We start from the raw sequence: 26,783 nt of genomic DNA, 5'->3' as shown, positions 1-26,783 counted from the left end.
GCTCACGGGGAGGATCGGGAACTTACGCAGCCGCCAGCAGCCGTTCGCCGGCGATGCGCTGCATGGCCTTCTGGAGCTTTTCGAAGGCGCGCACCTCGATCTGGCGGATGCGTTCGCGGCTCACGTCATATTCCTGGCTGAGTTCCTCCAGCGTGCGGGGATTTTCCACCAGCCGTCGCTCGGTCAGGATGTGCTTCTCGCGCTCGTTCAGGCTGTCCATGGCTTCGGCCAGCATTTCGTGACGCAGCTTGGCCTCTTCGGCCTCGGCCACCTGCTCGTCCTGCAGCGGAGTGTCGTCCGCGAGGAAATCCTGCCACTGGCCGGAACCTTCCTCGTCATTGCGCATGGAGACGTTGAGCGAGGCATCGCCGCCCATCATCATGCGCCGGTTCATGTTGATCACTTCCTGCTCGGGCACGCCGAGATCGTGGGCGATCTTGGCGACGTCTTCCGGACGCAGATCCGCATCCTCGTAAGCATCGAGGTTGCGCTTCATGCGGCGCAGGTTGAAGAACAGCTTCTTCTGGGCGGCAGTGGTGCCGATCTTCACCAGGCTCCAGCTGCGCAGGATGAATTCCTGCATGCTGGCCTTGATCCACCACATGGCATAGGTCGCCAGGCGGAAGCCGCGATCGGCTTCGAATTTCTTCACGCCCTGCATCAGGCCGACATTGCCTTCGCTGATGAGGTCGGACAGCGGCAGGCCATATCCGCGATAGCCCATGGCGATCTTCGCCACGAGACGCAGATGGCTCGTCACCAGCTGTGCGGCTGCTTCGGGATCCTCATGTTCCTGATAGCGCTTCGCGAGCATATATTCTTGCTCGGGCGTCAGCACCGGGAACTTCTTGATCTCGGCAAGATAGCGGTTGAGGCTCTGTTCCCCGCTCAGGGCGGGAACGGCAAGTGCCCTCGTTTTGCCGGTCTTCTGATTGCTCACTTTTCCCATACCTTTCACAGTGTCGACCGATATTTTGCGGACCCCTGATGGGCGTCCAGAAGGGAGCACGGCCACTTGCCCCCGGTTTCCCCTATATAGGGGATGAAAGCAGGAAACCCCTGCATTTCGTCGATCTCAACGAGTGGTTTCGTCGATCAGTTCCCTCATATCTGCAGGCAAATCGCTTTCGAACCGCAAAGTTTTTCTGGTTACCGGATGCTGAAAGCCGAGCACGGCGGCGTGCAGGGCCTGTCGCTCGAAACCGAGCCGCTTGAGCAGGGGGCGAAGAGGCGCAGGGGTACGGCCATAGACAGGGTCCCCCAATAGGGCATGGCCGATTGACGCCATGTGAACACGCACCTGATGAGTGCGTCCCGTCTCCAGGCGGCATTCCACCAATGCAGAATTATCGAGTTCTTTCAGAACCTTGTAGTGAGTGATCGCATGCTTGCCCCGGCTGGTTTCGTCGGCCAGCACGGCCATCTTCTTGCGGTTCGAATCGGACCGTCCGACCCGCGCGTTCACGGTGCCGGACAGCGGGCGGGGATGGCCCGCCACCACCGCCAGATAGGCGCGTTCGATGGAGTGATCCGCGAATTGCTCGGCAAGACCGATATGGGCCGCGTCGCTCTTGGCCACGACCAGCAGTCCGGACGTATCCTTGTCGATCCGGTGGACGATGCCCGGCCGGGCGACTCCGCCAATGCCGGAAAGCTGGCCGCCCCCCTTATTGGCGCAGTGATGGAGCAGGGCATTGACCAGCGTGCCGTCGGGATTCCCGGCTGCGGGATGGACGACCAGCCCGGCGGGCTTGTCGATCACGATCAGATGCTCGTCTTCATAGACGACGGTCAGCGGAATATCCTGCGGTCGGGCCTCAGCCTCGGCAGCAGGGGGCACGTCGATGGACCAGTGGGTTCCGGCGGCGGGTTTGGCAGAGGCGCTACTGGCGGGCTTGCCGCCCACGCTCACGCGCCCTTCGGCGATCAGCGCCTTCACGCGCTCGCGCGAAAGCCCGCTGGCCGCGCTCAGCGCCTTGTCCAGCCGCTCGCCGCCCGTTTCCAGTACGCCGGTAATGATGTTCTCGGCCCCCATGAAGGCGCAATGTGGGGATTGGTGCGGTAAACTCAAGGTCTCCCCCACCCGTTTGCCCTGAGCTTGTCGAAGGGCGGCTTTTCACTTAGCCCGAACGAATGCCATTCTGGGCCTATATGCTCCACTGCCGCGGAGGTGTGTTCTATACCGGACATACGGACGATCTCGAACGGCGGATCGGCGAGCATAAGAGCGGCCTTGTTCGGGGATTCACCAGTGGCCTCGTTCCAGTGGAGCTTGTGTGGTCACAGGAATTTGTCACGCGGGATGAGGCAAAGGCATCGGAGAAGCGGATCAAGGGCTGGTCGCGCCGGAAGAAGCTGGCCTTGATCCGTGGAGATTGGGAGGAGATTTCACGCTTGGCAAAGGGGAAATACGGTCCTTCGACAAGCTCAGGACGGGCGGGCGAGGGTGCAGTAGGCTCCAGTTTGGAAATTGCCCATCACGCCCTCGAAGCCATCCTCGCCGAAGCCGCCCGCGCCGCGCCGGAGGAAGCCTGCGGCCTGTTGCTGGGCGCCGATGGCCGCGTTCTCGAAGCGCGCCCCGCCGCCAATGTCGCACAGGACAAGGCCCGCCATTTCGAGATCGATCCTGTCGCGCTGATCGATGCTCACCGGGCCGAGCGTGGCGGCGGCCCGCGCCTGATCGGCTATTATCACTCCCACCCCGTCGGCCCGCCCGAGCCTTCCGCCACGGATCGCGAGCAGGCAGCGGGCGATGGCAAGGTCTGGGCGATTGCCGCGCAGGGCGTGGTGCGTTTCTGGATCGATCGGCCGGACGGCTTCGAACCGCTTTCCTACACGCTGTCAGAAGCGTAATCCCGGGCAATGCACTGCCTGCCCGCCTTTCTTTCCGCCGGGGATTCCTCCCGCCGCCCGCGCCTGCTAGGGCATGGTTAAGCGGTGGCGGGATTTTCTCCCTGTACCCTGTCAACATTGTCAACTTCGTCAGCAAACCGGGCCATAACCTGAACATGACCACTTCTCCCGTCGATCTTGCCAGCCTACTCTGCTCGCGCCTGTGCCATGACATGCTGAGCCCGGTGGGGGCGCTGTCGAACGGGCTGGAACTGCTGGCCGAGGAGAAGGACCCGGAAATGCGGGCCCGCTGCTTCGAATTGCTGGAGCAGAGCGCGAAGATCAGTGCCGACAAGCTCAGGTTCTTCCGCCTCGCCTTCGGTGCGGCGGGCGGTTTCGGCGAACAGGTGGATGTGGGCGAGGCCCGTCAGGTGATCGCCGCTCTGGCGGGCGATAGCGGGCGCATCACGCTCAACTGGGCCGTGCGCGAGCCGACCCTGCCCAAGCCGGCGGTCAAGCTGCTGCTGAACCTGGCTTCCATCGGCATGGATGCGCTGGTGCGCGGCGGCACGCTGGATATCGGTGCGGAAATGAATGGCGGCGCGGCGGAGATCGCCGTGCGTGCCGCAGGCCCGCGCATCGCGTTTGACGAGACGATCGGCCGCGCGCTCAACGGCACGCTGCCACCGCACGACCTATCCAGCCGCACGGCGCCTGCCCATATGATGCACCTGCTCGCCGTCCAGGCTGGCGGGGGAGTGCAATATGCGCTGGGCGAGGACGCGCTGGTACTGGGCGCGGTGCTGCCCCACGGGTGAGCGGAGGGTTCGAGGGGTGACCGAAAACGAATTCGTCGATCGCGAAACTCCCTCTCCCAACTGGAACGAGCGCAAGCTGCCCATCTCCATGGTGGTGCTGCATTACACCGGCATGCGCACCGGGGCGGAGGCGCTGGAACGAATGTGCGATCCGGCGGCCGAAGTTTCCGCCCATTACATGATCGAGGAAGACGGCACCGTCTTCCGCCTGGTGGATGAGGAAAAGCGCGCCTGGCATGCCGGGCGCAGCCTGTGGCGCGGGATCACCGACGTCAATTCCGCGAGTATTGGCATCGAACTGGTCAATCCCGGCCATGAATGGGGGTATCGCCCTTTCACCGAAGAACAGATGAGCGCGCTGATCCCGCTGCTGGCGGATATCAAGGTGCGCCACGATATTCCCCGCGCCAATATCGTCGGCCATTCGGATATCGCACCGGCGCGCAAGGACGATCCGGGCGAATTGTTCGACTGGGAAACGCTCGCCTCGCTGCATCTGGTGCTCAAGACGCCCAAGGTGACGCTTGGCTCACCTTTCGAGAATGACGGGGCCTTCATGCTGGGGCTGGAACGCTTCGGCTATGACATCTCCGATGGCCGCGCGGCGGTGCGGGCGTTCCAGCGGCGTTGGCGCCCACGCAGGATCGATGGCGAGATAGATGGGGAACTGGGCGCGATCCTGTTCGCTTTGCTCTTGGATCGTGACCGCGGCTTGACTAGATAGGGGCCGCCAGGGGGCCGGGCAGCCGCGTCCTTCGACAAGCTCAGGATGAGCGGGTCGGATGCCGAGGAAAGTCCGGGCTCCACGAAACAAGGGTGGCGGGTAACGCCCGCCGAGCGAAGGGTTTCGGCCCCCAAGCTCAGGGAAAGTGCCACAGAGAGTATACCGCCGATGGAGGGAAACCTCACAGGCAAGGGTGAAAGGGTGCGGTAAAAGCGCACCGGGGCGCTGGTAACAGGGTCCGCATGGCAAACCCCACCCGGAGCAAGACCGAATAGGGGCAACGCGCCCCGGATTCGTCCGGGGCAGGCCGGTTTCGAGCCGAGTTGCCCGGGTTGGTTGCTTGAGCCGCGGAGCGATCCGTGGCCCAGATGAATGGCTGCCATCGCGGATACGGTCCGATAATCGGATACCGTCCGCGATACAGAACCCGGCTTACAGGCCCCCTGGCATTTTACTTCAGCGCATTCATCCCAAACCCAGCCAGTCCCGCGCCGCCCAGAGCGGCAGGTAGGGCCGCGCAAGCGCGCTGTTGAGGGCATAGGGCCACCAGCCCGGGCCGAAGGGGACGTAGAGGCGCACGGGCACTCCCAGCCGCTTCGCAATTGCCGTGGTGCGGCGGCGGGGCAGGCCGCGCAATTGCTCCAGCTCGCAGGGGGTTCCGGCGTCGCGCAGGGCAGTCAGTGCGGCCTCTGCCAGCGCGGGGTCATGCGTCGCTATGGCGACCGGTGCGGCGCGGCCCGCGAGGCTGCGGGCGAGGGCGAGGTAGTTTGCGGCAATGTCCGGCACGTCGGCCAGCGGGTCCGGCCATTCGCCTTTCACGATGCGGATGCGGAGCGGGGCATCCCGCAGGCGCGCCGCATCGCCTGCGCTGCGTTGCCAGCGCGCGGGCAGGGCAATGCCGGTGCCGGGGAAGGCAGCGGCGAGGTCCAACGTGGCGTCCGCGTCCTTCGGCGCATGGGCGTCCAGCAGCAGGTCGATCCCGGCAGCTTGCGCGGCACCGGCGATCTTGCCGATCAGGTCGGGATCGAACCGCAGCGGCGGCGCCTTGACTGACAGATAGGTGTTGCCGTCCTCTGCCGCGATCAGCGCGGCCATTGCCGTGTTCGCGGCAAGGATCGCCTCCGGCCCAGCATCGTCGGCCTGGAAATAGCCCGCCGTCACGGCAATGCCCTTGCGGTTCAGTCTGCGGCAGAGACGTGCAGTGCCCTGCGCATCGGGTGCGGGCAGGAGGCGGCCGAGATGGCGGGGCAGGGCATAGCGGAGGCTGCGCGCCACCCCCCAGGGGGAAAGGTTCATCCGAGACCCCGCAACAGCCGCCTGCGCAGCGCCCCCGCCACTTCGGCAATCAACGCGCCAAGCCCCGCGATGCTGAACGGATAGGCGCGCACCTGCACCGTATCGCGATGGTCGCGAGTCCAGAATTCGGCGATCCAGGGTTCGACGCCGCCCATCAGCTCATAGGCTTCCAGCCCTTCCCGCGCGGCCCAGCCGAGCGTGTGGAGCATCAGCAAGGTGCCGGGCGAGCATTTGCAATAGGCCTCGTCAAAGCCGATCTTGAACAGCCAGTAGCGGCCCCCGCGCACCACGGCCATCTGCATTGCCGCCGCCTGCCCGCCGATGCGCATGAAGGCGATGCGGAATTCTCCGCTGGCGCAGGCCGCGCGGAAATAGGTGCGGAAGAAGTCCTCCTTGATCTGCTCGGAGGCAATGGCAGTGCCGGTCTCGCGTTTCCAGCTGCGCAATTCGACCGCGATGGCCTCGTCGAACAGGGCATCGAACTGCTCCGGCGAAGGGGCGAGCACTTCATAGGCCACCGCGCCCAGTTCGTGGGCCTTGCGTGCGGCGCGGCGGAAATCGGAGCGGCGGCCGGAATTGAAGCGGCTTTCCGGCGTCTGCCAACTCGCATCCAGCGCGATAGTGGGGCAGGGCACGGTCGGGCGGACCGAGATCACGCCCCGGCCCTTCATGGCCTGTTTCAGTGCCGGAACGAGCAGGGAGCCTGCCGGAACCCGTTCGAACCATAGCGGCCGGGGCTGACGGGCAAGCACCTCGGCAAGGCCGCTGGCGGCCGCCGGGCTTTCATACAGCGCGTCGATCGGCTCGAACACTTCGCGCGCGCCGGCCATGCGCCACGGCGCGAAGCGGCCCGGTGCCCGGCAGAGCGGCAGCAGGGCGCCGATGCCGTCGATCCCGGTGGCCGTGAATATTTCGATGGAGGTGCCCGCCAGCATGGTGACCGCCAGAGCGGCGACGAAGGCCTGCGCCTGTGTGGGCAGCGGGGAAGCCTCGTCCAGCCTTTGCCAGGCGCGCAGCAGGGCGGGATCGTCCTGAAAGCGCGCAAGGGAAAACGGCCAGGATTCCTGACCGGGCGAAAGCTGCAGTGGCTGAGCCGAGCCGGCGGCTTGCGCTTGCATCACGGGTGTTTCCTCATCCGAGGAGGCGATGCTTAATCCGGCGCTAGTAAACTTTCTCCCTACGTCGTCAGCGTAGACTTACCCACCGAAGCCGATGGCCTGCATCAGCCCGCTATCTGCGGGGAGTGGCTCGCCCGGCTTGTAGCCGTTTGCTTCGAGGATATAGGCCATCGCCGCGCGATAGTCCGCATCGGACAGCGATCCGGCCGCGCCGGGCGGCATGGTCTTCACCTTGGCGTAGAACTCGCCCAGCGTGCGGGTCTTCCAGTTGGTGAGGAAGGCGGCGCCCTTCACCGGCGGCGCGCCGGGGGCGGGATTGAAGTCCGCCCCGTGGCAGGCCGCGCAATGTTCGGCATAGAGCGTCTTGCCGCGCGCGGCTTCGGCCGCGGAGAAAATCCCGTCCGCCACCGTGCGTTCTGCGGGCGGGCGGCCATTGTTCTGCGCCGGATCGTTGGCAGTATAGATCCCGCCCGCCACATTCACCGGCGCGCGATAGGGGCCCTTCGCACCGATCCCGGCATCGGGCAGTGCGAAGACGAACAGGGTGTTCTGCGCCCCGTGCTTCAGTTCGGGCGTGAAATTGTCATTCAGCCAGCGCCCGGTGGAAACGGCGACATATTGGTGCCCGCCGACCTCGAAGGTCACGGGATAGCCGGTGACCGAGGAGCCGAGATTGATTTGCCACAGCACCGAGCCATTCTTCTGGTCGAGCGCGCTGAACCGCCCGCCGGCATCGCCCGCGAACAGCAGCCCACCGCCCGTGGTGAGCAGCGACTGCATGCCCGCCCGGATCGACCAGCTCCATTCGCTTTTGCCGGTCACTGCGTTCACAGCGTGGATCACTCCGACATTGTCGCCCGCACCGGGTGCGATGAACTGGCGCGAGGCGATGGAATAGCCGGGATTGCTCCAGTCAGGCTCCACCGCTGTCACATTGGCGCAGGTGTTCTGCATCGGCAGATAAAGCGTGGACGTGAGCGGGCTGTAGGCGCCGGTCATGTAATTCGCCCCGCCCGAGGCCGCCGGGCAGGCGAGCACTGTCTTGCCCAGCGCATCAGGGATCGCATCGGGGTTCAGCGAAACCTTGCCTGTCTTCCCGTCAATCGACTGGACCACGTTCTGGTAGATCGTCGGCCGTGCCCACAGGAATTCGCCTGTCTGCCGGTCCAGCGTGTAGACGATGCCCGTCTTGCCCGGCACGCCGGTAAGCACCTTGTAGGTCTTCTTCCGGTCGATCTTCGGATTGATCCAGGCGACTTCCTTGGGATCGGGCGCGACCTGTTCGTCCAGCAGCATGCGGGCGAATGTGTGGTCCAGATCCCAGTGATCGACCAGATGCTGGTAATGCCACACGATCTTGCCGGTGCGCACATCCAGCGCCAGCGTGGAATTGTGATAGAGGTAATCGTGGTCATTACCCGAAAGCAGAAACTTGGGCGCAGGCGTGCTGACCGAAGTGCCCATGTAGAGCAGGCCCAGCTGCGGATCGAAGCTGGGGATCATCCAGGCGCCGACCTGCATCCGCTTTTCCAGCGGCAATCCGCCCCAAGAGGCGTCGTTCGGATCGCTGCCTCGTGCGATTGTGCTGGTGCGCCACACTTCCTTGCCGGTTTTCGCATCATGCGCGGTGATGACGCAGGCATCCGGCCCGCCTTCCGGTTCGCAGGAGCGGCCGGTAATGGCGAGGCCATTGGCGATGATCGGGCCGGAAGATTGCTTGGCGCCGCGCTGGTAGTCGAGAATCTTCGTTTCCCACACCTGTTCCCCGGTGCGGGCATCAAGGGCGTAGATGTAATCGTCCGCCCCATTGGCGATGATGAGATCGCCATAGATCGCAAGGTTACGGTTCGTGTCCCACACGGGCAGGTACTTGCCGATATCCTCGGGCATCTTGCGGCGGTGCTGCCACAGCACTTCGCCCGATGCCGCGTCGATCGCCTCGATCACATCGCCGGGGGCGGGGAAATAAAGCACGCCATTATGAACCAGCGGCGTGCCTTCCTGCGATCCGTCATTGAGCGGGCGGGCCCAGACGAGGCGGAGCTGGCCGACATTGGAACGGTCGATCTGGGCAAGCGGGCTGTAGCCCAGGCTGTCCAGCGTGCGGCGCCAGCTCAGCCAGTCCTTCGGATCGGGATTCTGGATCATCGCATCGGTCACCGGCTCGAAAGCCGGTGCCGTGTCATTCCCCGCCTGCGCGCCAACCGTGATCGCGAAAGCGGCCCCGATGGCCGCGAGACCGGCCATGCCCTTGCTTGTCATTTGCGCCCCTCTCCCCAAGGCTGCTGGATTGCCCGGCGGCTTTGCGCCGTCCGGGCCAGTGCGGCTTATGTCCTGCCGACGCTCACATAAGTAAAGCCCGCCGCGCGGATTTCCGACGGCTCGTAGACATTGCGCAGGTCGACCAGCACCGGGGCCTTGGCGATCTGCTTCACGCGGGCCAGATCGAGCGCGCGGAAGGCGTCCCATTCGGTGACGATCACGATCGCGTCGGCCCCTTCGATGGCTTCATAGGGGCTGGCGGTCATTTCGACTTCGGGCATCAGCGGAGCGGCCAGTTCCATGCCTTCCGGATCGTAGGCGGCCACATGCACGCCGGCATCGGTAAGCGCCTGGGCGATGGCGATGGAGGGGCTGTCGCGCATGTCGTCGGTATTGGGCTTGAAGGTCAGGCCCAGCATGGCCACCCGCTTGCCGCGCACTTCCTTGCCCAGGGCTTCCAGCACCTTGCGGCCCATGGCGCGTTTGCGGCTGTCGTTCACCTTGACCACGGCCTCCACGATGCGGGTGGGGCTGTCATAATCCTCGGCGGTCTTGAGCAGGGCCAGCGTGTCCTTGGGGAAGCACGATCCGCCATAGCCCGGCCCGGCATGAAGGAACTTGGACCCGATGCGGTTATCAAGGCCGATACCGCGCGACACGTCCTGCACATCCGCGCCCACCTTTTCGCACAGATCGGCCATCTCGTTGATGAAAGTGATCTTGGTCGCGAGGAAGGCATTGGCGGCATATTTGATCAGTTCGGCCGAGCGGCGGCTGGTGAACAGGATCGGCGCCTTGTTGAGGAAGAGCGGGCGATAGACCTCGCTCATCACCTGACGGCCGAAATCGTCCTCCGCGCCGATCACGATGCGGTCGGGCCGCTTGAAATCGCCAATGGCAGCGCCTTCGCGCAGGAATTCGGGGTTGGAAACCACCGCGAACTGCACACCCGTGCCGGATTCTCCGATGATGCGTTCCACCTCGTCGCCCGTGCCGACAGGAACAGTGGACTTGGTGACGATCGTTGCGGGCGTCTTCAGATTGGCGCCCACTTCGCGCGCCACTTCATAGACGAAGGTCAGGTCCGCATGGCCGTCGCCCCGGCGCGAGGGCGTGCCCACGGCGATGAAGATCGCGCTGGCGCCCTCCATGGCCTCGGCAAGATCGGTGGTGAAGGACAGGCGGCCAGCCTTCACATTGGTGCCGACCAGTTCGGCAAGGCCGGGCTCGTAGATCGGCATCACGCCGTTCAGCAGCGCGTCGATCTTGCCCTGATCCTTGTCGACGCAGACCACGTCGTGGCCGAAATCGGCAAGGCAGGCGCCCGAGACGAGGCCGACATAGCCTGCCCCAACCATTGCAATCTTCATTCTGCTTCAGCCTTCCTGTCGAGCGTTACAACGCCCTTCTTCTTCTTGACCTTCGTCTCGATGAACCGTCGCCCGGTGCCTTCCAGCACGAGCGCGGTCAAGCGTCCCGTGTTGAAGGCACCGGTATCGATGCCGATGCGGTTGGGGCGGATAACGGCCCGCTCGGTAATGGTGTGGCCGTGGACCACGATGTGCGAATGCGGGTCCATGTGGGAAAGAAACGGCTCGCGGATCCAGCGCATGTCCTGGCCCTGCTGCTGCTTCAGCGCCACGCCCGGCGCGATGCCCGCATGGACGAAGGCGTAGTCGCCGATCACCACCAGCTCTTCGAGGGAACGCAGGAACTCCACATCCTCGGCCGGGATATGTTCAGCCATCAGATGCTGCAGTGCAGCCATTTCGGCCTTGGTGCGCGCGCGCGGCTGGATGCCGTAGCTCAGCAGCGTCTCGCGCCCGCCGAAGCGCAGGAAGTGGCGCAGCACTTCCATGCGCCTCAAGCTTTCAAGGAACATTTCCTCGTGATTGCCGGCCAGGATGCGCAGGTCGCGCGTCTTCTGCCATTCGCGCGCGCGGGCGATAACCCCGGCGCTGTCCGGCCCGCGATCGACCAGATCGCCGAGCAGGATCACGGTGCTGCGCAGCGGGCGGCCATGGGAGGAATCCCGCTCGATTGCTTCGATCATCGCCTCGAACAGGTCCAGCCGGCCATGGATGTCGCCCACGGCATAGACCCGGCGCCCGACGGGGACCGAGGGCTCCCTGTTCCCCGCGGGGAAGGTGAAGAACTTGCGGAGTGACTCGATCATGGCGTGTTCGACGATCTAGAACTCCCGGCAGGGGCTGCAAGGTGCGCTGCGCCCGAACGTCCGAATCGGGCGTCCGTGTGGAGCATGTGATGCTGAAAATCCACAGTAGTGCGAATTGTATGTGACACTCGGCAATTAGTCTTGTGCGTTGCAGCACGTCTGGGCAAGTTCATTGCGCAAATGGCAAGGCCGTACACCAAACGATGCGGCCGCTATTTACGCAGGTGGGACGAGGCTGACCAACCAAGTTATAAGGAACTTGCCATGCTTACGTCCGTCCGCAGCCTTCTGGCTGCTACCGTTCTTGCCGGCGCCGCCCTCGCTGCCACTCCCGCCATGGCACAGGACGAAGAAGAAACCCCCATCGTCACCGTGACCGGCAATGTCGCGCTGGTGTCCGACTATCGTTTCCGCGGCGTCGGCCTCTCGGGCGGCGATCCGGCGATCCAGGGCGGCATCACGCTGAACACCGCTCCGGGCTTCTATGTCGGTACCTGGGCTTCCTCGCTGGAAGACACCGCCTCCTACGGCGAAATGGAACTCGACGTGTTCGCCGGCTGGGCCGGTGAAGTCACCGACGGCGTCGGTATCGATGTGGGCGCGACCTACTATCTGTACCCGACCAACGACGTCGATCCGGCCGACGTGTTCGAACTCTACGCCAAGGTGAAGCCGACCGTCGGTCCGCTCGCCCTGACGCTGGGCGTTGCCTACGCTCCGAGCCAGGACTCGCTGGACTTCGGCGCTGGCCTGCCCGACGACAACCTGTACCTGTCGGCTGACGCTTCGATCGGTATCCCGTCGACCCCGGTCACCGTGACCGGCCATATCGGCTACACCGATGGCGCAATGACCTACACCGACAACAGCAAGGCATGGGACTACTCGATCGGCGCTTCGCTGACCGTGCTGGGCAATGTCTCGCTGGGCGTGAGCTACATCGGCGTCGAAGCCGATGGCCTTGCCAAGGACGTCTCGGGCTTCACCGACGACACCGTGGTCGGCTCGCTGAGCGTCAGCTTCTAAGCTACGTTTCTTCCGAGACGGAAAAGAAGGGGCCCGTGCCGGGATCGGCGCGGGCCCTTTTCTTTTTGAGCGCGGACTGTGCCGAGTGCCTTTCAGGCGCCCTTCAGCACCTTCTCAGCGCAGGTAGAAGTCCACTGTTGTCACGACCCGGACCTTCTTGAACGGAGTGTCCGAAACGCCCCAGCCGCCCTGATCGCCATCGCGCGCCTCGATCGAGAAATAGCCCTGAGTGGCGCTCTTGATCCCGCCCACGCTGGTGCCGCTATCCTTGGCGAACTGCTCTGCGGCTGACCGCGCATCCTTGGTCGCCTCGGCCACCATTTCCGGCTTGATCGCGTTGAGCTTGGTGAAGGTGTAGGCCATGCCCGATCCTTCCTCCAGCACCACGCCGCGCCGCACCAGGTCGAACTGGCGCCGCACGGCGTCCTGCGCTCGCGTGATGTCGTGGCTGCGCAGGCTCATGCGCTGGCGCACGGTGAACTGCGGAATGCCGTTGTTGCTGTAGCTGGAGACGTTCACGGCCGTGGGTTCCAGCGCATCCTCCGGAAAGCCCAGTTCCTTGAAGAAGGCCTTGATCTGCGACGTATCGCGATCGACTTCCGCCTGTGCCTCGCCGAGATTTTCCGCCGTGGAGGAATAGGAGATCGTCCAGGTGGCGAGGTCTGCCTTCACGTCACGCTCGGCAAGGCCGCGCACGGTGACAGAGCGGTCCGCCGCCTTGGCGCGAGTCAGTCCGTCACCCAGCAGATAGCCGCCGACAATGAGGCCGACGGCAAGGATTGTGGCGCTGCCCAACAAGAGCCGCGTGTCTTGCCTGTGCCAGAAAGCGGTGGCGGGGGCAGGGGTTTCTTCGTTAGGGTCGTCACTCATGGCAGGCATCATCCTCGAGTCCGGGGAGTGGACGATGAACCGATGCCAATCTGGCGATGAACCGTGTTTGAATAGCGACAAATGGAGTAAAGCGTGGTCAAATATCTCCACACCATGATCCGGGTGACCGATCCCGATGCCACCGTGGCTTTCTTCAAGCTGCTGGGGCTGGAAGAAACGCGGCGCATGGAAAACGACAAGGGCCGCTTCACCCTGATCTTCCTCGCCCCGCCGGGGCAGGATGCCGAGGTGGAGCTGACCTATAACTGGCCGGCCGAGGGCGAAGAGGGCGAGAAATATACCGGCGGCCGCAATTTCGGCCACCTCGCCTATCAGGTCGACGATATCTACGCGACCTGCCAGCGCCTGATGGATGCCGGTATCACGATCAACCGTCCGCCGCGGGATGGGCACATGGCCTTCATCAGGACGCCGGACGGCATCTCAGTGGAACTGCTGCAGGACGGCCATCTGGAGCCGCAGGAGCCCTGGGCCAGCATGGAGAATACGGGCAGCTGGTAAGCGGCGCCCGCCGCCGGGTTACGCGCCTTCCGCGGGGGCCTTCGTGGTCACCCGCAGGATCGCGTAACCCAGCACGGCCGAGACGAGCGATCCGGCCAGAATACCGATCTTCGCTTCCTCGATCAGCAGCCGGTTGGTGGGGAACGCCAGTTCGGCGATGAACAGACTCATCGTAAAGCCGATCCCGCACAGCACCGTCGTGCCCCAGATTTGCGGCCAGGTGGAATTCTCCGGCCGCTTCGCGATCCCCAGCCGGTCCGCCACGACAATGCACAGGAAAATGCCTGCCTGCTTGCCCAGTACCAGGCCGGCGCCCACGGCCAGCGGCAATGGTGCCAGTGCCTCGTCGACGCCGATCCCCGCCAGCGCCACCCCGGCATTGGCAAAACCGAACAGCGGCACCACCAGATAGGCATTCCAGCCGACCAGCCCGTGTTCCATGCGCTCCAGCATGGTCGAGCCCATATGATCGCGCATTGGAATGGTCAGCGCTGCGACCACACCCGCGATAGTGGCGTGGATGCCCGAATTGAGGACGCAGAACCACAGCACGATCGCGCCCAGAATATATGGCGCCATATGGTTCACGCGCATGCGGTTGAGGCCGAGCAGCGCGGCGAAGATCACCAGCGAGGCAATCAGCCACGCGAATTTCAGATTGGCGGTGTAGAACACCGCGATCACCAGTACCGCGCCGATATCGTCGACGATGGCCACGGTGAGCAGGAACAGGCGCAGGGAGGCAGGCACGCGGCTGCCCAGCAGGCCGATCACCCCCATGGCAAAGGCGATGTCGGTCGCCGCCGGAATCGCCCAGCCGTTCTGCAAGCGCACGTCGCCGCCCGCGATCAGCATGTAGACTGCTGCCGGTGCGGCCATTCCCGCGATTGCCGCCAGCACCGGCAGGCGCCGCTGGCGTGCATCGGCGAGGTTTCCGGCCACGATTTCCCGCTTCACTTCCAGCCCGACGACGAAGAAGAACACTGCCATCAGCGCGTCGTTGATCCACAGATGCACCGAATTGAGCTTGGCAATCGGGGTCCAGCCCAGCGGCTCATGGAAGAAGTCGTGATAGAGATGCGATAGCGGCGAATTGGCGGCCAGGATCGCCAGCGCTGCAATCGCGATCAGCAGCACGCCTTCAAAGGCATCGCTGACGAAGAGGGCGCGCAGTGGCCGGACGGCCGAACGGAGAAGGGATCGCTGTTGCTGCATCCCGCCACTTTTTCCGACCGGGCGCCAGGATGCAAGAAAATGCCGACTTTTTGGATGCATCTCGCATTGCGGCACGTGCTTTGCCTCTCTAGCGTCCCGCCGCAACGCTAGTCGGGCGGCCGCGTTCTGTGATTCTGGGGGGTAGTTCGCTGCTGCAGTTGCTCGCGCTTGCCGAGCATGAACTGCTGCTTTTCGCCGGGTGTTTCTTCCTTCTTGGCACGTTGGATGAACTCGCCATCGACGCGATCTGGGTCTGGCTCAGGCTGACGGGCCGCGCGCAGACGGAGCGGGTCTTTCGCGCCAGGGAGGCGGGGAAGCCGCTCAAGGGGCGCGTTGCCGTGCTGATCCCCGCCTGGCGTGAGGCCGAAGTGATCGGCGCTACCATCGCCCATGCCCTTGCCGTCTGGCCGCAGGAGGAGCTTACTCTTTACGTCGGCTGTTACCGGAATGATCGGGCGACGGCGGATGCAGTGTTCAAGGCCGCGCAGGGCGATCCCCGGTTGCGGCTGGTGCTGCACGATCGCGACGGGCCGACGACCAAGGCCGACTGTCTCAACCGCCTCTATCGCGCCCTGTCCGACGATGAACGCCGGCGTGGTGGCGTGCCCTTTCGCATGGTGCTGTTGCACGATGCCGAAGACATGGTCGATCCGGCGGCGCTTGCCTTGCTCGACCGGGCGATCGACCGGGCGGACTTCGTCCAGCTGCCGGTGCGGCCGGAGCCGCAGCATGGTTCCCGCTGGGTGGCGGGCCATTATTGCGAGGAATTTGCCGAAACGAATGCTGCGTTATCGCAATTGCGTGTGAGGGGCCGTTGTCAGGCTGTTCGGCGGGTGAGGGAGAGGACTTCGTCGATGTGGCGGATCACTTCGATGTCCACGCCGCGCTTCTCTTCGCTTGGGGTGACGACGATGCGGGCGATCAGTTTGCGCAGGCGAGGGCCTGCGAGGGCGCGGGTGGTTTCGTCGGCCAGTTCCGTTTCCAGTTGCTCGATCGCCTGTTGATACTGGCGCGCGAGACCGGGGTGGAGCGCGATTTGAGGGATCGCGTCGAATGATGCGAGCACGCGATCGATGTCTGCCTTTTCAGCCTTCGCGTTAGTGAGGGCTTCTCGAATTTCGGTGAATTGGCTGGCGCCATCCGCGATGGCCGCAACCAGGCGCTCGACCTTGCGCGCCAGCTCGCCCTGCCGGCGCTCCAGCTTGCTGCGCTCACTGGCGGTTTCGCGGGTGCGGCGGGAATATTCCTGCCGGTATTCGGCGAGGTAGGCGGCAACGACATCCGGCGCGAGCATCTTCTCCCGCAAATCCTCAAGCACGCGGCGCTCGTACTGGTCTTTGCGGATCAGGCGGCGATTGGTGCAGGCATTGGCGTCTATCACGCTGCTGCAGCCGAAATAGTCGCCTCGGGTAATGATCCAGCCCCGGCCGCAGACGCCGCATTTGCCAAGGCCCGACAGCAGATGCCTGGGACGGCGCTGTCTTTCCGGCCGACCGGTGGAGCGCTGTTCCAGTTGCGCTTGCACTGATTGCCACAGATCGTCTGGAACGATGCGCAGGTGAGGCGCATCGCCGCTGGCGATCTGCCCGTCACCGGGGCGCATGACGCGCTTGCGAGTGCGTGGATCGACCACGCTTTGCGAGCGGCCGTAGAGCAACCGCCCGATGTAGATCGGATTGGCCAGAACGCCGAAACCATTGCTGCGATGGCCTGCTATCGCAGCGGCGCGCCAGATTCCGCCACGAGGCCCTGGAATGCCTTCGGCATTGAGACGGCCGCAGATCGTGCGCGGGCTATCCCCTGCAGCATATTCGGCGAAGATGCGTAGAACGATTGCCGCCGTGGTGGGCTCGATCTCGCGCAGTCCGCGAATGGGTTCGCCCTTGTCGTCAAAGCGTGTGACTCTGCGATAGCCATAGGCGACTCCGGAAGCGGCCTTCCCTTCTGCAATGTTGCCGCGATGGCCGCGCCTGACGCGCTGTGCGAGATCCTTGCGAGTGCGGGCGTCGAACAGGCCTTTGATCGTGCCGGTGATGTCGTCAATCACACCGTCCATCAGGGTGAAGAGCCGCGCGCCATGATATTCGATCTGCTCACGGACCGCGAAAGCATCGCCCTGGTGGCGGGCTATGCGATCGGTGGATTCGGTGAGCACCTGGTCGATGCCGCCAAGTTCAAGCCGCTGCAGCATCGCGGCCAGGCCGGGGCGCTGCTGATCTTCAATGCCAGCGGCGCCACTGATCGCACGATCGTGAAAGCACTCGACGATTTGCCAGCCTTCAGCCTCAGCGCGCTGCCGGCAGGCGGTGATCTGATCCTCGATCGAGCGAGGGTTCTGCAGCTGGCTTGAATAACGGGCGTAGATCAGTGTTCGCATGTGGCTGCCCAAAGCATCCTGCATTTCAGCGCGGCGAATCTCCCCGTGCGCGGGCAATGTCCCGCGCCACATGGGCGCGCGCAAGTGCCCGCGCGAATTCCAGCACATCGGGATGCGATGGCGGTGGCGGTTTCACCTCAGTTGGAAGGGGCCGAGTGGCCATTAGGGCAGCAGTACCTTGATCATGCTGCCCGCCTCATTTCTGCTTCGGGTGAAGCGGCCAGCCTTTCGCCGCGTGTGGGGTGGCCTTGGGCGCGGCAGTTTTCGTGGATGCGGCGGGCGCGTTCGCGGGCGTGATCGTAATGGCTGAAGAAGGTGCGTTCGCGTTCTGCCCACCAGCGCATGGCGCAGATGGCTTCGCCCTGCCGCTGATCGGCCGGGAAGAGCGGGCCGCTTTCATTGGCCGCAAATTCGATCCAGCGCTCCACCGCGACATCCAGCGCCTGCATGCGCTGTTCCATGGTGTTACAGTCGGCCGGTTCACCGTCGCCATAGGCGATCCAGTGCCAGTCCCTGGCGATGGCGCGCCATGCCAGAAGATCGGCGCGGGCTTCCTCGGCCGGGATGCGGCCAGACTTCACCAGACCGGGATAGGAGGCATAGCGGCGCTGGTAGGCGGCCTGCGCCTCGGCCGCCAGATCGTCCCAATCGTCCTTTGCCGCATCCACATTCTGCAGCCGGGGATGGCTCCAGTCCTTCATCGTGCAGCGCCTCTGGCGATTGAAGGCACCGAACCGGGGCGTTCGGCCAGGGCGGCGAGGTTGTGCAACTCGTGGGCCATCTGGCGGGCCTGCTCGGGAGTGAGGAAGAAGCCGAGGGGAAGCCAGCGCATCAGCGCATCTTCCGGGTTCATGGCGATGTGGAAAGCGCCGCAGGGCTGCTTTTCGAGATAGAGGGCGAAGGGCTGGGGCTGGGCCTTTTGCTGCGGGGCATCCGGGCCGGGCTGGCAATCGGGGCAGAGCAGCTTTGCCGCTTCACCCTGCCGGCCGCCGGGCAGGAATTGCCAGCCTTCCGGGCGCAGGCAACGCAGCGAATGGTGCTGGGCACCGCAGCTGCCGCAAATGAAAGTGAAGGCGAAGGCGGATTGGGAAGGGCCGGCGGCCGGATCGTATCCGGGCACGGAAGCGGGATTGGAAGCGTCCATCGGGCGTTCTTTCGGTCTGGCGGGTTGCTGAGGGTGAGCGGGGGCGGGCCGGTGCATCAGTCGATGCCCAGCGCGGCTTTGTAGGTTTCGAGGATATCTTCGGCCTCGCGGCGCAGATCGGGCCGCATCTTGCGCAGGGCGACGATTGCGCGGACGGTCTTTACGTCGAAGCCGATCGCCTTGGCCTCTGCCAGCACATCGCGCCGGTCATTCTTGATGCCGAGTTCTTCTTCATCGAGCCGTTCGACGCGCTCCACGATCTGCTTGAGCTGCTGAGCCGAAGCATCCGGATTGGCGTGGATCGGATCGGGCGTGCGCGGCTTCTTGCGGGGCTTCGGCTTTTCTGCCGGCACGGGGCGGAATTCGTGGCGAAAGCCGCCTTGACCGTCCGGCACGCGGACAAGGGCCATGGGCTGCACGTCTGCTGGGCAAGTGGCCGTCATACCGGCAGAGCCTCCTGGTGCTTGGTGTCGAGGAAGACCCAGCAATGGCGGTTCTTGGCGTCGCGGCAGTTCACCTGCTTATCGCCCAGGAACTTGCGCGCCTTGCTGGTCTTGAGGAGCTTTTTCAGTTCCAGCATGGTCCCGCCGGGGATCGAGAAGCGGTATTGCGAGAATACCTGCTCGATCTCGGGCATGCTGACCGCGATCAGGCCCTTATCGGCCTTGCGATAGTGATTGAGGCCGTAGCATTCGGATTCCAGCTTCCCTTCGGTGATCTTGCGATCGAGGAAGTCGAAGCTTTCCCAGAACTGGACCACGCCGGGCAGATCGGCACCCAGCGCGCCATGCTGCAGCAGGCACATCTGCTCGATCAGCTGGTGCCCTTCGGCCAGCTGGGCAGGGGCGATAACGGGCTTGCCGTCCACCACCATCGCCTGGGCGAGGCAATCCAGCGCGGCGGCCAGCTGGGCGTGGTTGAAGGCAAGCCGGTCGTTCTGGACTTCGGGATGTTCCAGCAGGCGCTGTTCGTGCAGCGGGAAGCGCTGGTGATAGTGGGCGAGGATCTGCTTTTCCTGCCGGATCATCGCCACCATCCAGTGGGAGACGGCCTCGGTATCGATCCGCTTGAGGCGGTTGCCCGCGTCCTTGCCTTCCGGGGTGAAGCGGCTCTTGTCCACGAACAGCGGCATGATGCGTTCCAGCACCGCGTCTTCCGCATCGCGCACGGGATCGTTCTGGGCGATCACCATGGCGCCGCGAAAGGGCGGGCTGAACGTGTCCGTCCCGCCATTGGCGATGCCGCGCGTGCGGGGCGAATGGCCGTTGTAGATCTTCTTGAGTTCGGACCAGTCGAACTTGCGGGCGGCGGGCTGGTCCTTCTTGCGGTCCCCTTCAAGGAACACCACCGGCAGATTGCCGTATTTCACCAGCTCGCGCGCGATGCCGGCGGCGGTGGCGCTGGCCGGATCGAAGCCTTCGTAATTGTGGCGGCGGCCCACCAGCTTCCACAGGAAGATCAGCAGGGTGGACTTACCCGAACCGGGAGGCCCGGCGATTTCCAGAAAGGCGAGGCTTTGCTGATCGCGGCGGATCTGTTCGGCAAACAGGGTGAGCAGCCAGAAGGCGAGCGAGACGAGGCCGAGCGGGCCGAAGGCGGTGTAGAGATCGCCCCACCAGCTGAAATTCAGGGCGTGGGGATCGTAATCGATCGCGAATTCGCCGGTGGCTTCCTTAGGCTTGAGCCCCACCTTGCCGATCTCGAAGAAATCTTCCTCGTTCAGCGCGATCACGCGGCCATCGGTGACGGCGATGTCATCGAACATCCATGCGCCGTGTTCGATGGAATAGCCGGAGAAATAGAGCGTATCGACCGTGCGGATGTTGTCGAGCTGGCGTTCCATCAGCTTATCCAGCTGATAGTTGCTGCCGGTAAACATGGCGCCGGGGGCCACGCTGATCAGCCGCTTCTTGAATTCGCCCGCGCCTGCCACGGCGGGGCCGGGGAAGGGTGCCTTCACCGTGTCCTGCTTGCCGGGGAAATCGACGCGGACGTAATAGCTGGCATCGTTCAGCGCCTTGTCGCGCTGGAAATAGAGTGTGCGGAAGGTGCAGTTGGCGATTTCCTGCACTTCCACGGCTTCGCGCGCGGCCATGTCCCATTTCTGTTCGTTGGAAAGGGCGGCGAGCGTCTTGTCCTCGCCATAGGACTGGATCAGCTCATTGATCCGCTCGACCGAGAATTTCGCCCAGAGCTGGCGCGTCTTGAAGGTGAGCGGGAATTCGCTGCGGCGCGAGCGGCGATAGAGCAGGAATGCCTTTTCGGCGGCATTCTCCGCAATCGTGATGTCGCCATTTTCGAGATAGGTTTCCAGATCGGCGGCGGCCAGCTTCCCGCGCTTGAGCAGATCGTTCCAGTCAAGCTTGGTGCCTTCGCCATCGGGGCGGACCTGCGCGGCGCGGGCGGTCCAACCGGCTTCGCGCGCCTGTTCCACAAATTGGCGGGTGAAGCGCACGCCGGCAGGGCCGACATCGTAGGCGAACACCAGTGTGGGCCGCCGGGCCATGGGGCCAAGCTCCGCCACGGCCTTTGCCAGATCGTCCAGCCAAAGGGCCGGGTAATTGTTGGTGGACATGGTGGAGGCGGCCAGCGCCCCCGGCCGTTCACGTTCGAAAGCTTCGCCCAGGGCAACCGCGTCAAAGATGCCTTCGGCAAACCAGATTTCTTCGGCCTGCGCGAAATCGGCAAAGCTCAGTTCGGGGTGGTGCCAGGCGTGGCTGCGATAGGAATAGCCATATTTGATGTTCGCCTTCTTCTTGCCGAAGCGGTGAACCCGGTCGATCAGGCGTTCCCACCATCCACCGCCGGGCAGGGCGAAGCGCACCGTGGCCGATCCGGCATTCAAGCGGCGATCGAAATAGGATTCCTGCGTGTAGGCGCCCGCCAGCTTGACGATGTTCAGGCCGCGTTCGTCGCGCAGATAGGCCTTGGCCGCCGAGTGCGGATCTTCGGGTGTCTGGGGGTGCCGGTCAGACCAATTGTCGAACAGATCGCCGTAGAGATCGCGGGTGGACCATTCATGGCCGCATTTGTTCTCCCGCCCGCATTTCAGCAGCCAGGGGTGCTTGGCGTGGATGTAAAGTTCCTTGCCCTTGCAATCGGGGCAGCGGCCGCCGCGCAGCCAGTCACCCCCGCCGGCGCCGAATTTGTAATCCGCGCGCAGCCGGGAAAGGATATTCTGGCGAAGGCTTTCTTCCATCGGGGAGGGGCGATCTCAAAAGGGTGCAGGGGATCGCGCGCCGGTTGCCCGGCACGGCGCGAAACTGGATGGGAGCGGAAAGGAAGGGCGCTGGCGCCGATCAGCCGGAAGGCTTGGGGATCACGTCAAAGATCGTCATTTGATCTCTGTCTTTTTTGCGCACAGGCTGGGCCTTTTGCTGTCCAAACGCCTCGCCGGGCGGCTTCTGAGGCACAACCCGAGGCGACCGAAATTCAACGCCCATCCCGCTGGGGGAAAGGACGCGCTCAAAGCTGAGGCTGGCCACCCAGGTCATGCCGCAGGCGATGTTGCTGCAGCGGTAATAGAGTTCGCGATAGGTGGGCGTGATTTCGGTGCTGCTGCGGGTGTGGGCCTTTTCGCCGCAGACCGGGCAACTGACCGCCGGGGCCTTGCCCATGTGGATGCGGCGGACATTGCTGCCTTCATTCTGCGGGGTCTGGGCGCGGGCGGGCATCATGCGCGGCTCTCCTCGTTCTGGGCGGCGATGCGGGTCAGCAGGCGGGTCAGTTCCGTGATCGCCTCCTCGATCTCGCGGCAGGCATTCAGGCGCGCGCGGGGATCGCGGGAATTGTGGGCCAGCTCGATGGCGGCGGCCACGGCCTCGCCGCTTTCCTTGGCGGCACGCCCGGCGCCCACGATCATGCAGGCAGGCGCGGCAGGCTCCACCGGGATCTTGAGGTCCAGCTTGATGGCATAGCATTCCAGCAGCGGGGCCCCTTCGCCGCCGGCGGCGCGAAAGGCGGCATCCAGTCGCAAGGCATCGCGCAGGCTGATTTCGCGCTCCACACCGGGCGTGCCCAGCTTGCGCACATGGCTTTCCGATTTGCCGAGAACGGCGGCGCAGCCATCCCAGCCCAACAGGGCGGAAATCTTGCCAAGCGCGTTTTCGAAAGTGACAGGCAGGCGGGGGATCGTCACGCAGGGGCATCCTGATCGAAGCGAATGAAATAGAGCGGGCGCCCTTCCGGGCAGGCAGGCACGGCGATGGGGATCAGCACTTCTAGGCCGCGTTCCTCGCCCGGCGCGCTGCGCAGCAACCCGCGGCTTTCCAGCCCGCGTAGAATGCGGTGGGCACCGCTGCGGGCACGCAGGCCCAGCCCGGCGGCCATTTCCTCCAGCTTGGGGGAGCGCCCGCCATTGGCCAGCTGATAGCCACGAATGAAACGCAGCATGTCTGCCTGCCGGTGCGTGGGGGGATAGGGTTGCGGACCGTTCACGGGCGGGCACTCCCGGCCATGGCCAGCAGGCACAGGATGCTGAGCGCGCCGCCGGAAAAACAGGCGCAACACATCAGCAGGATGTCCTCGCGGCGGCGGGGTGAGATGTTCACGGGCGCGCCTCCTGCGGGGTGGCAAGGCCCAGCCAGATATTCTTGCCCATGATCGGCAGGCCCACGGCCAGCCCAAGGGCCAGCGCGGCGAAGATCGCCAGCTGCACCTTGGCGGCAATGGCCTGCACCCGGCGGTTGCGCACGGCCAGGCGCGCTTCCAGCGCAACTTCGTCATAGCGCCATTCGGGTTCGGAAATGGGCAGTAGAGTGTGTTTGATGGGCTGGACGGGGGACAGGGGGGAACCCCCGCCCAGCGTAACCGGAGCCTGCCCCGGAGAGGTGTGAGGCAGGTTCGGTTTGATGGCGGTCTGGATGGGGGCGCGGCTCATGCTGCCAGCTCCCCCTTGTCCAGAATGGATGCGCGATTGCCGTGTTTCGCCAGCGCATGGGCGGATAGGATCGGGCCACAGAGCGGGGTTTCCTCGCCAATGACGGAGGCGGGAATTGGGGTTTCGATCGGGTAGATGTCCGGGCGCAGGTGGTGGCGGGATATGCCGGTGGCGGATTCAACCGGAATGACGTGTTCTGCGGGAAGGCGCTTGGCCGATTGCAGCCACTTCCAGACTGCGGGCTGGGTGACCTTACAAATGCGGGCAAGGCCTGTCTGTCCGCCTGCGCGGTCAACCGCTGATTGGAGTGCCTCGAAGGGGGTGGGACTGTGTTCCATGCCCTCGAATTATAACCACACTTATAATCGGTCAAGTGAGATTATAATTAAACTTTGGTGTGCCCGCGTAGCTCGCCAAACTAGGGTATTCCGGTGGTTATAGGTGAACGCATCGAGCGGCTAATCCGCGAACGGGGAATGACGCAAACGGCGTTGGCCCGGGCAGTTGGCGTTTCGCAGGCGGCCATTGCGCAGCTGATAAATGGCAAGGCCGCAGGCACGAAGCATTTGCATGCCATTGCGCGCGCGCTTGGCACCACTGCCGAGTATCTCACCGGCGAAACTGACGATCCAACGGCCGGGGCACTTCCGGTTCCTTCGCCGGAAACACTGGCCGAGCAGCTCGATCTGGTCGAAGTGCAGGAAATCGACCTTCGTTTCGGTATGGGCGCAACCGCTTTGGAAGTCCCTGTCACCAAGCAGGTGCGCCACTTCAGCCGCGATTGGCTGCGCCAATACACCAGCGCGAACCCCGAAGCCGTCTACTTCGCCCAGGGCGCCGGCGACAGCATGATGCCCACCATCCATGACAGCGACCTGCTTCTGATCGATACCTCGCAGCAGTCGATGACGCTGGCCGACAAGATATGGGCTGTTGCGTATTGCGGCAGCGGCATGGTCAAGCGACTGAGACCGACACCGGACGGCGTGAAAATCCTGTCCGATAACCCGGCGGTCCCGCCGGAAGTGGCTCACGATGGCGAACTGCACATCCTCGGCCGCGTAGTGGGGATTGTCCGGAAGATGTGACAGTGGCCGCAACGGGGCACAGGAAGCTTCACTGTTTGGGTAAAGCTTCGACTTTGTTGCGAATGAAGGAAGAGAGTTTCTTCATCCCCAATCCGGAGGGATGGATACCGTCGCGATAGTCTTCCGGCATCATCTGGCCGTCCCCTCCGAAACAAGCGAAGGCTCCTGCCGATTTTGCCCAGTCAGGAACCCAACTGCAGCCAGATGCCAGTTCGGCCTTTGCCGGGTAGGCAACCACCAGTACGGGCTTTCTGCTCGCGGCGACGAATTGATTCCATGCTTCGGGGAGGTCTGCCCAAGGCTTCACTACTAGGTCGGAGGGCGGCTGAGCCGGAGCGCCACGGAACTTGCCTGCCAGATAGAGGAGATAGCTGGTCGGTCTTGAACGGGGATGAGTGTATTCCGACGCCCAGGACGACGGATCTCCAAAGTCACCCGAATTGAAAACGAACACTATTACATCGGAAGTGCGCACGGCTTGGGGAATTCTGCCCAGATATGCGAGTTCGTTCTGCATCCCCCAGCTGCCAGCGCTTATTGGCCAGACCTGCCATCCTGTTTCGGCTTCAAGCATTGGGCCGATCTTATCCTGTTGGCGGAGTGGATTTCCGCCATAGACGATACTGTCACCCACCAGCAGCACGTCCAGCTTGCTGCTTGGGGCAAATTCTTCCGCGACGCCCATGCCCATCCGATTGAATGCCCAGTCATTGCGGGCAAGGTACGCACCATGTTGGTTGGGTCTGATGAAATAGCCAACCTGACTATCCGTACCATACAGCGGAAAATCGATCAGATATCTAAGGGCAAGCTCCAGCAGAAGTATGCCAGCGATGGAAAATATTGTTATAGAACGCCAAGTGAGAATCCGTCTCCAGTTCATTTGATTTCTATTTGCCCCGTCCGCGCATTGCCTGCGAACTGCTCACTCCTCGGCCCAGTGGGATGAGTCAATACGGCGTATTGCGGACAACCAAATGACCGTGGCTTCCCCCGAAGAGTCGATCCGCCAGCACTTACCTGAGCAATTCCCTGAACTCAGGTGATCGCCTGCAGAGCCAGTTTCGAACCAAGCCCCCCGCTGCCATCCATTGTGTGGCTCGCCTCCGCAACCACCCACTTCCGCGCGTTGATCTCCGCCTTGAACCCCGTCACCGTCACCGGCGTTTCCGGATAGATGTCCGGGCGGCCCAGCGGGAGAGTGAAGGCCAGTTTGGCCTGGGCTCGGGTCAGGCGGCTGTCTTCGGCTTCAGCGGCGTGGCGGGCGTCGGCTTCGTTGGCGAAGGTCTTGCGGATGCGCTTGGGCTTGGCATCGGCTTTCCCGCTGCCGCCAATCTGCACTTCCTGCCGGTGCCCGGTGGCCTTGTCATGCCACACGGCCACGACGCCGCCGTAATTCTCCCGCTCCACCCGCTCATATTCCGCGCCATTGGTGTCGGCCCGGTCGATGGTGACGGCCGGGATCGTGCCGCCGCCGGGGGCCTTGCCCTTGCCGATCGGGGCGAAGATCAGCTTGCCCTGTTTCACCGTGGCGACGGCATCGAACCTTTTGCCCAGCAGCATCAGCAGGGCGGCATCGCTTTTCGCGCCCGGCCCCAGCGCGGGGATGGTCTTGCCGCCCAGCGCGGCATCGATGGCAGTGCCGAGGCCGTTCTCGCCCGCGATTGCCGCAAGCACATCCTGCACGCTTTTGCCCACGAAGCTGCGTTCCCGCCGCACGCGGAAGGCATCGGTGAAATCGGCACTGCGGGCGCGGATGGTGACGGTGTCGAGCGCGCCGCTCCACTTCGCCTCGTCCACGCGGAAGCGGCCCTTGGACATCAGACCCAGCGGCAGGCCTGCGCCGCGCTGCCAGCCCATCGCCACTTCCAGTTCCACGCCCGATCTGGGCAGGTCCAGCAGCCCGTCCGCATCGTGCAGCACGATGTCCAGTTGATCGGCTTCCTCGGCGCGCTTCTCCGTAATGCTGGCGGAAAGCAGACGGGGGTTGAGCTTGTCGGTCATGTCCTTTCCGTCCAGCGTCACGCGCCAGGTGGCAAAGGGAAGGTCAGCCATCGGCGCGCGCCAGCGAGAGGGAGAAATCCGATTTGCGCGGGGCGCCATCCACAAAGAACAGGCTTTGCGTCAGTTCCAGCGTGCGGATGGTGAATTCGCCCAGCACTTCGCCCGCGCCGCTGGTGAGCGTGTAGGAATCGCCGCGCGCGGCCAGCTCGCGGATCGTCTCGATCGAGGAATAGGCGCCGATCCCGTCACCGGGGTAAAGCGCGCCTGCCAGATCGATTGTTTCCGCGCCGGGGCCGAGAAATTGCGTGGCTGGGCGCACGCCGAAGCGATCCCCTTCGGCAAAGCGCCATTCGAAGCGGTGGCGCAGCTCGGTATAGGGCAGGGTGCCGATTTCGAAGACGAACTGGTCAAGGGCCATCAGCATGGCGCGGG

28 protein-coding genes, 1 other RNA gene and 1 pseudogene are annotated in these 26,783 nt (G+C 64.1%); 8 read left to right on the top strand and 22 right to left on the bottom strand.

Annotated elements, in window-relative coordinates; genetic code table 11:
* Nucleotides 1-22 precede the first annotated feature (22 nt).
* Both rpoH and WFP36_RS15090 read right to left on the bottom strand, forming a co-directional pair.
* Nucleotides 23-949 carry an RNA polymerase sigma factor RpoH gene (gene rpoH / locus WFP36_RS15095; RefSeq protein WP_336981652.1) on the bottom strand — a complete coding sequence of 309 codons (927 nt, stop codon included), beginning with the start codon at nt 947-949 and terminating at the stop codon, nt 23-25.
* Between the two features lie 126 nt (nt 950-1,075).
* Nucleotides 1,076-2,035: an RluA family pseudouridine synthase gene (locus WFP36_RS15090; protein ID WP_336981651.1), complete on the bottom strand. Its 960-nt coding sequence runs from the start codon at nt 2,033-2,035 to the stop codon at nt 1,076-1,078.
* Nucleotides 2,036-2,133: 98 nt separating this feature from the next.
* Between WFP36_RS15090 and WFP36_RS15085 the strand changes: the two genes are divergently transcribed.
* The 4 genes from WFP36_RS15085 to rnpB all read left to right on the top strand — a co-directional run bounded on the left by WFP36_RS15085 (nt 2,134) and on the right by rnpB (nt 4,825).
* Nucleotides 2,134-2,853, top strand: a complete 720-nt coding sequence (locus WFP36_RS15085) for a Mov34/MPN/PAD-1 family protein (protein WP_336981650.1) — start codon at nt 2,134-2,136, stop codon at nt 2,851-2,853.
* Nucleotides 2,854-3,008: 155 nt separating this feature from the next.
* On the top strand, nt 3,009-3,650 hold the full coding sequence (locus WFP36_RS15080) for a histidine phosphotransferase family protein (RefSeq protein WP_336981648.1): 642 nt from the start codon (nt 3,009-3,011) through the stop codon (nt 3,648-3,650).
* A gap of 88 nt (nt 3,651-3,738) precedes the next feature.
* Nucleotides 3,739-4,374, top strand: coding sequence for an N-acetylmuramoyl-L-alanine amidase (locus WFP36_RS15075; protein ID WP_336981787.1), 636 nt, complete (start codon nt 3,739-3,741; stop codon nt 4,372-4,374).
* A gap of 6 nt (nt 4,375-4,380) precedes the next feature.
* Nucleotides 4,381-4,825: RNase P RNA component class A (rnpB, locus tag WFP36_RS15070), an RNA gene on the top strand.
* Nucleotides 4,826-4,839: 14 nt separating this feature from the next.
* Here rnpB and WFP36_RS15065 read toward each other — a convergent pair.
* The 5 genes from WFP36_RS15065 to WFP36_RS15045 form a co-directional block, all read right to left on the bottom strand.
* Nucleotides 4,840-5,649, bottom strand: a complete 810-nt coding sequence (locus WFP36_RS15065; RefSeq protein WP_336981646.1) for a proline dehydrogenase — start codon at nt 5,647-5,649, stop codon at nt 4,840-4,842.
* Nucleotides 5,650-5,666: 17 nt separating this feature from the next.
* Complete coding sequence (locus tag WFP36_RS15060; protein ID WP_336981785.1) at nt 5,667-6,788, bottom strand: GNAT family N-acetyltransferase; 1,122 nt, start codon at nt 6,786-6,788, stop codon at nt 5,667-5,669.
* A gap of 78 nt (nt 6,789-6,866) precedes the next feature.
* A complete protein-coding gene (locus WFP36_RS15055) occupies nt 6,867-9,050 on the bottom strand; it encodes an outer membrane protein assembly factor BamB family protein (protein WP_336981645.1) in 2,184 nt (727 codons plus the stop codon).
* A 65-nt stretch (nt 9,051-9,115) separates the two neighbouring features.
* Nucleotides 9,116-10,420, bottom strand: a complete 1,305-nt coding sequence (locus tag WFP36_RS15050; protein ID WP_336981644.1) for a UDP-glucose dehydrogenase family protein — start codon at nt 10,418-10,420, stop codon at nt 9,116-9,118.
* Nucleotides 10,417-11,226: a metallophosphoesterase family protein gene (locus WFP36_RS15045; RefSeq protein ID WP_336981642.1), complete on the bottom strand. Its 810-nt coding sequence runs from the start codon at nt 11,224-11,226 to the stop codon at nt 10,417-10,419. The genes WFP36_RS15050 and WFP36_RS15045 overlap by 4 nt, the downstream gene beginning before the upstream one ends.
* A 264-nt stretch (nt 11,227-11,490) precedes the next feature.
* On the opposite strand from WFP36_RS15045, the gene WFP36_RS15040 reads away from it, so the two are divergent.
* A complete protein-coding gene (locus WFP36_RS15040; RefSeq protein WP_336981641.1) occupies nt 11,491-12,252 on the top strand; it encodes a TorF family putative porin in 762 nt (253 codons plus the stop codon).
* Between the two features lie 114 nt (nt 12,253-12,366).
* Here WFP36_RS15040 and WFP36_RS15035 read toward each other — a convergent pair whose 3' ends face one another.
* Entirely contained in the window at nt 12,367-13,131 is a 765-nt protein-coding gene (locus WFP36_RS15035; protein WP_336981640.1) for an SIMPL domain-containing protein, read from the bottom strand.
* Between the two features lie 84 nt (nt 13,132-13,215).
* Here WFP36_RS15035 and WFP36_RS15030 point away from each other — a divergent pair, with 84 nt between their 5' ends.
* Entirely contained in the window at nt 13,216-13,644 is a 429-nt protein-coding gene (locus tag WFP36_RS15030) for a VOC family protein (protein ID WP_336981638.1), read from the top strand.
* Nucleotides 13,645-13,662: 18 nt separating this feature from the next.
* Here WFP36_RS15030 and nhaA read toward each other — a convergent pair whose 3' ends face one another.
* Nucleotides 13,663-14,859 carry a Na+/H+ antiporter NhaA gene (gene nhaA, locus WFP36_RS15025; protein WP_336981636.1) on the bottom strand — a complete coding sequence of 399 codons (1,197 nt, stop codon included), beginning with the start codon at nt 14,857-14,859 and terminating at the stop codon, nt 13,663-13,665.
* Between the two features lie 128 nt (nt 14,860-14,987).
* Between nhaA and WFP36_RS15020 the strand changes: the two are divergent.
* Nucleotides 14,988-15,614 (top strand): annotated as a pseudogene (locus tag WFP36_RS15020) (glycosyltransferase); the annotation flags it as partial.
* Between the two features lie 62 nt (nt 15,615-15,676).
* Here the strand turns inward: WFP36_RS15020 and WFP36_RS15015 are convergent.
* The 10 genes from WFP36_RS15015 to WFP36_RS14970 all read right to left on the bottom strand — a co-directional run bounded on the left by WFP36_RS15015 (nt 15,677) and on the right by WFP36_RS14970 (nt 23,597).
* Entirely contained in the window at nt 15,677-17,308 is a 1,632-nt protein-coding gene (locus WFP36_RS15015) for a recombinase family protein (protein WP_336981635.1), read from the bottom strand.
* A gap of 110 nt (nt 17,309-17,418) precedes the next feature.
* Nucleotides 17,419-17,937: a hypothetical protein gene (locus WFP36_RS15010; RefSeq protein ID WP_336981634.1), complete on the bottom strand. Its 519-nt coding sequence runs from the start codon at nt 17,935-17,937 to the stop codon at nt 17,419-17,421.
* Nucleotides 17,934-18,380, bottom strand: coding sequence for a hypothetical protein (locus WFP36_RS15005; protein ID WP_336981632.1), 447 nt, complete (start codon nt 18,378-18,380; stop codon nt 17,934-17,936). The genes WFP36_RS15010 and WFP36_RS15005 overlap by 4 nt, the downstream gene beginning before the upstream one ends.
* A 56-nt stretch (nt 18,381-18,436) precedes the next feature.
* Complete coding sequence (locus tag WFP36_RS15000; protein WP_336981783.1) at nt 18,437-18,682, bottom strand: DUF2312 domain-containing protein; 246 nt, start codon at nt 18,680-18,682, stop codon at nt 18,437-18,439.
* Nucleotides 18,683-18,819: 137 nt separating this feature from the next.
* A complete protein-coding gene (locus WFP36_RS14995) occupies nt 18,820-21,579 on the bottom strand; it encodes a toprim domain-containing protein (protein WP_336981630.1) in 2,760 nt (919 codons plus the stop codon).
* Nucleotides 21,580-21,679: 100 nt separating this feature from the next.
* Nucleotides 21,680-22,057, bottom strand: a complete 378-nt coding sequence (locus tag WFP36_RS14990) for an Ogr/Delta-like zinc finger protein (protein WP_336981629.1) — start codon at nt 22,055-22,057, stop codon at nt 21,680-21,682.
* Nucleotides 22,054-22,518, bottom strand: a complete 465-nt coding sequence (locus WFP36_RS14985) for a hypothetical protein (RefSeq protein WP_336981627.1) — start codon at nt 22,516-22,518, stop codon at nt 22,054-22,056. Before WFP36_RS14985 ends, WFP36_RS14990 begins: the two co-directional genes overlap by 4 nt.
* Nucleotides 22,515-22,817, bottom strand: a complete 303-nt coding sequence (locus tag WFP36_RS14980; RefSeq protein ID WP_336981625.1) for a LexA family protein — start codon at nt 22,815-22,817, stop codon at nt 22,515-22,517. Before WFP36_RS14980 ends, WFP36_RS14985 begins: the two co-directional genes overlap by 4 nt.
* Nucleotides 22,818-22,926: 109 nt before the next feature.
* A complete protein-coding gene (locus WFP36_RS14975; protein WP_336981624.1) occupies nt 22,927-23,259 on the bottom strand; it encodes a hypothetical protein in 333 nt (110 codons plus the stop codon).
* Nucleotides 23,256-23,597, bottom strand: coding sequence for a transcriptional regulator (locus WFP36_RS14970; protein ID WP_336981622.1), 342 nt, complete (start codon nt 23,595-23,597; stop codon nt 23,256-23,258). The genes WFP36_RS14975 and WFP36_RS14970 overlap by 4 nt, the downstream gene beginning before the upstream one ends.
* 93 nt (nt 23,598-23,690) lie before the next feature.
* Here WFP36_RS14970 and WFP36_RS14965 point away from each other — a divergent pair, with 93 nt between their 5' ends.
* Nucleotides 23,691-24,347, top strand: a complete 657-nt coding sequence (locus WFP36_RS14965) for an XRE family transcriptional regulator (protein ID WP_336981621.1) — start codon at nt 23,691-23,693, stop codon at nt 24,345-24,347.
* Between the two features lie 28 nt (nt 24,348-24,375).
* Here the strand turns inward: WFP36_RS14965 and WFP36_RS14960 are convergent, their stop codons facing one another.
* The 3 genes from WFP36_RS14960 to WFP36_RS14950 all read right to left on the bottom strand — a co-directional run bounded on the left by WFP36_RS14960 (nt 24,376) and on the right by WFP36_RS14950 (nt 26,775).
* Nucleotides 24,376-25,230: a hypothetical protein gene (locus WFP36_RS14960; RefSeq protein ID WP_336981619.1), complete on the bottom strand. Its 855-nt coding sequence runs from the start codon at nt 25,228-25,230 to the stop codon at nt 24,376-24,378.
* A 155-nt stretch (nt 25,231-25,385) separates the two neighbouring features.
* Nucleotides 25,386-26,402, bottom strand: coding sequence for a phage late control D family protein (locus tag WFP36_RS14955; protein ID WP_336981618.1), 1,017 nt, complete (start codon nt 26,400-26,402; stop codon nt 25,386-25,388).
* Nucleotides 26,395-26,775, bottom strand: coding sequence for a phage tail protein (locus tag WFP36_RS14950; protein WP_336981616.1), 381 nt, complete (start codon nt 26,773-26,775; stop codon nt 26,395-26,397). The genes WFP36_RS14955 and WFP36_RS14950 overlap by 8 nt, the downstream gene beginning before the upstream one ends.
* Nucleotides 26,776-26,783: the final 8 nt, after the last annotated feature.

The organism is Fulverythrobacter fulvus (assembly GCF_037154085.1).
Lineage (GTDB): Bacteria > Pseudomonadota > Alphaproteobacteria > Sphingomonadales > Sphingomonadaceae > Andeanibacterium > Andeanibacterium fulvum.
Note: the sequence above shows the minus strand (reverse complement) of the source record. Positions and strands in the feature narration are given on the sequence as shown.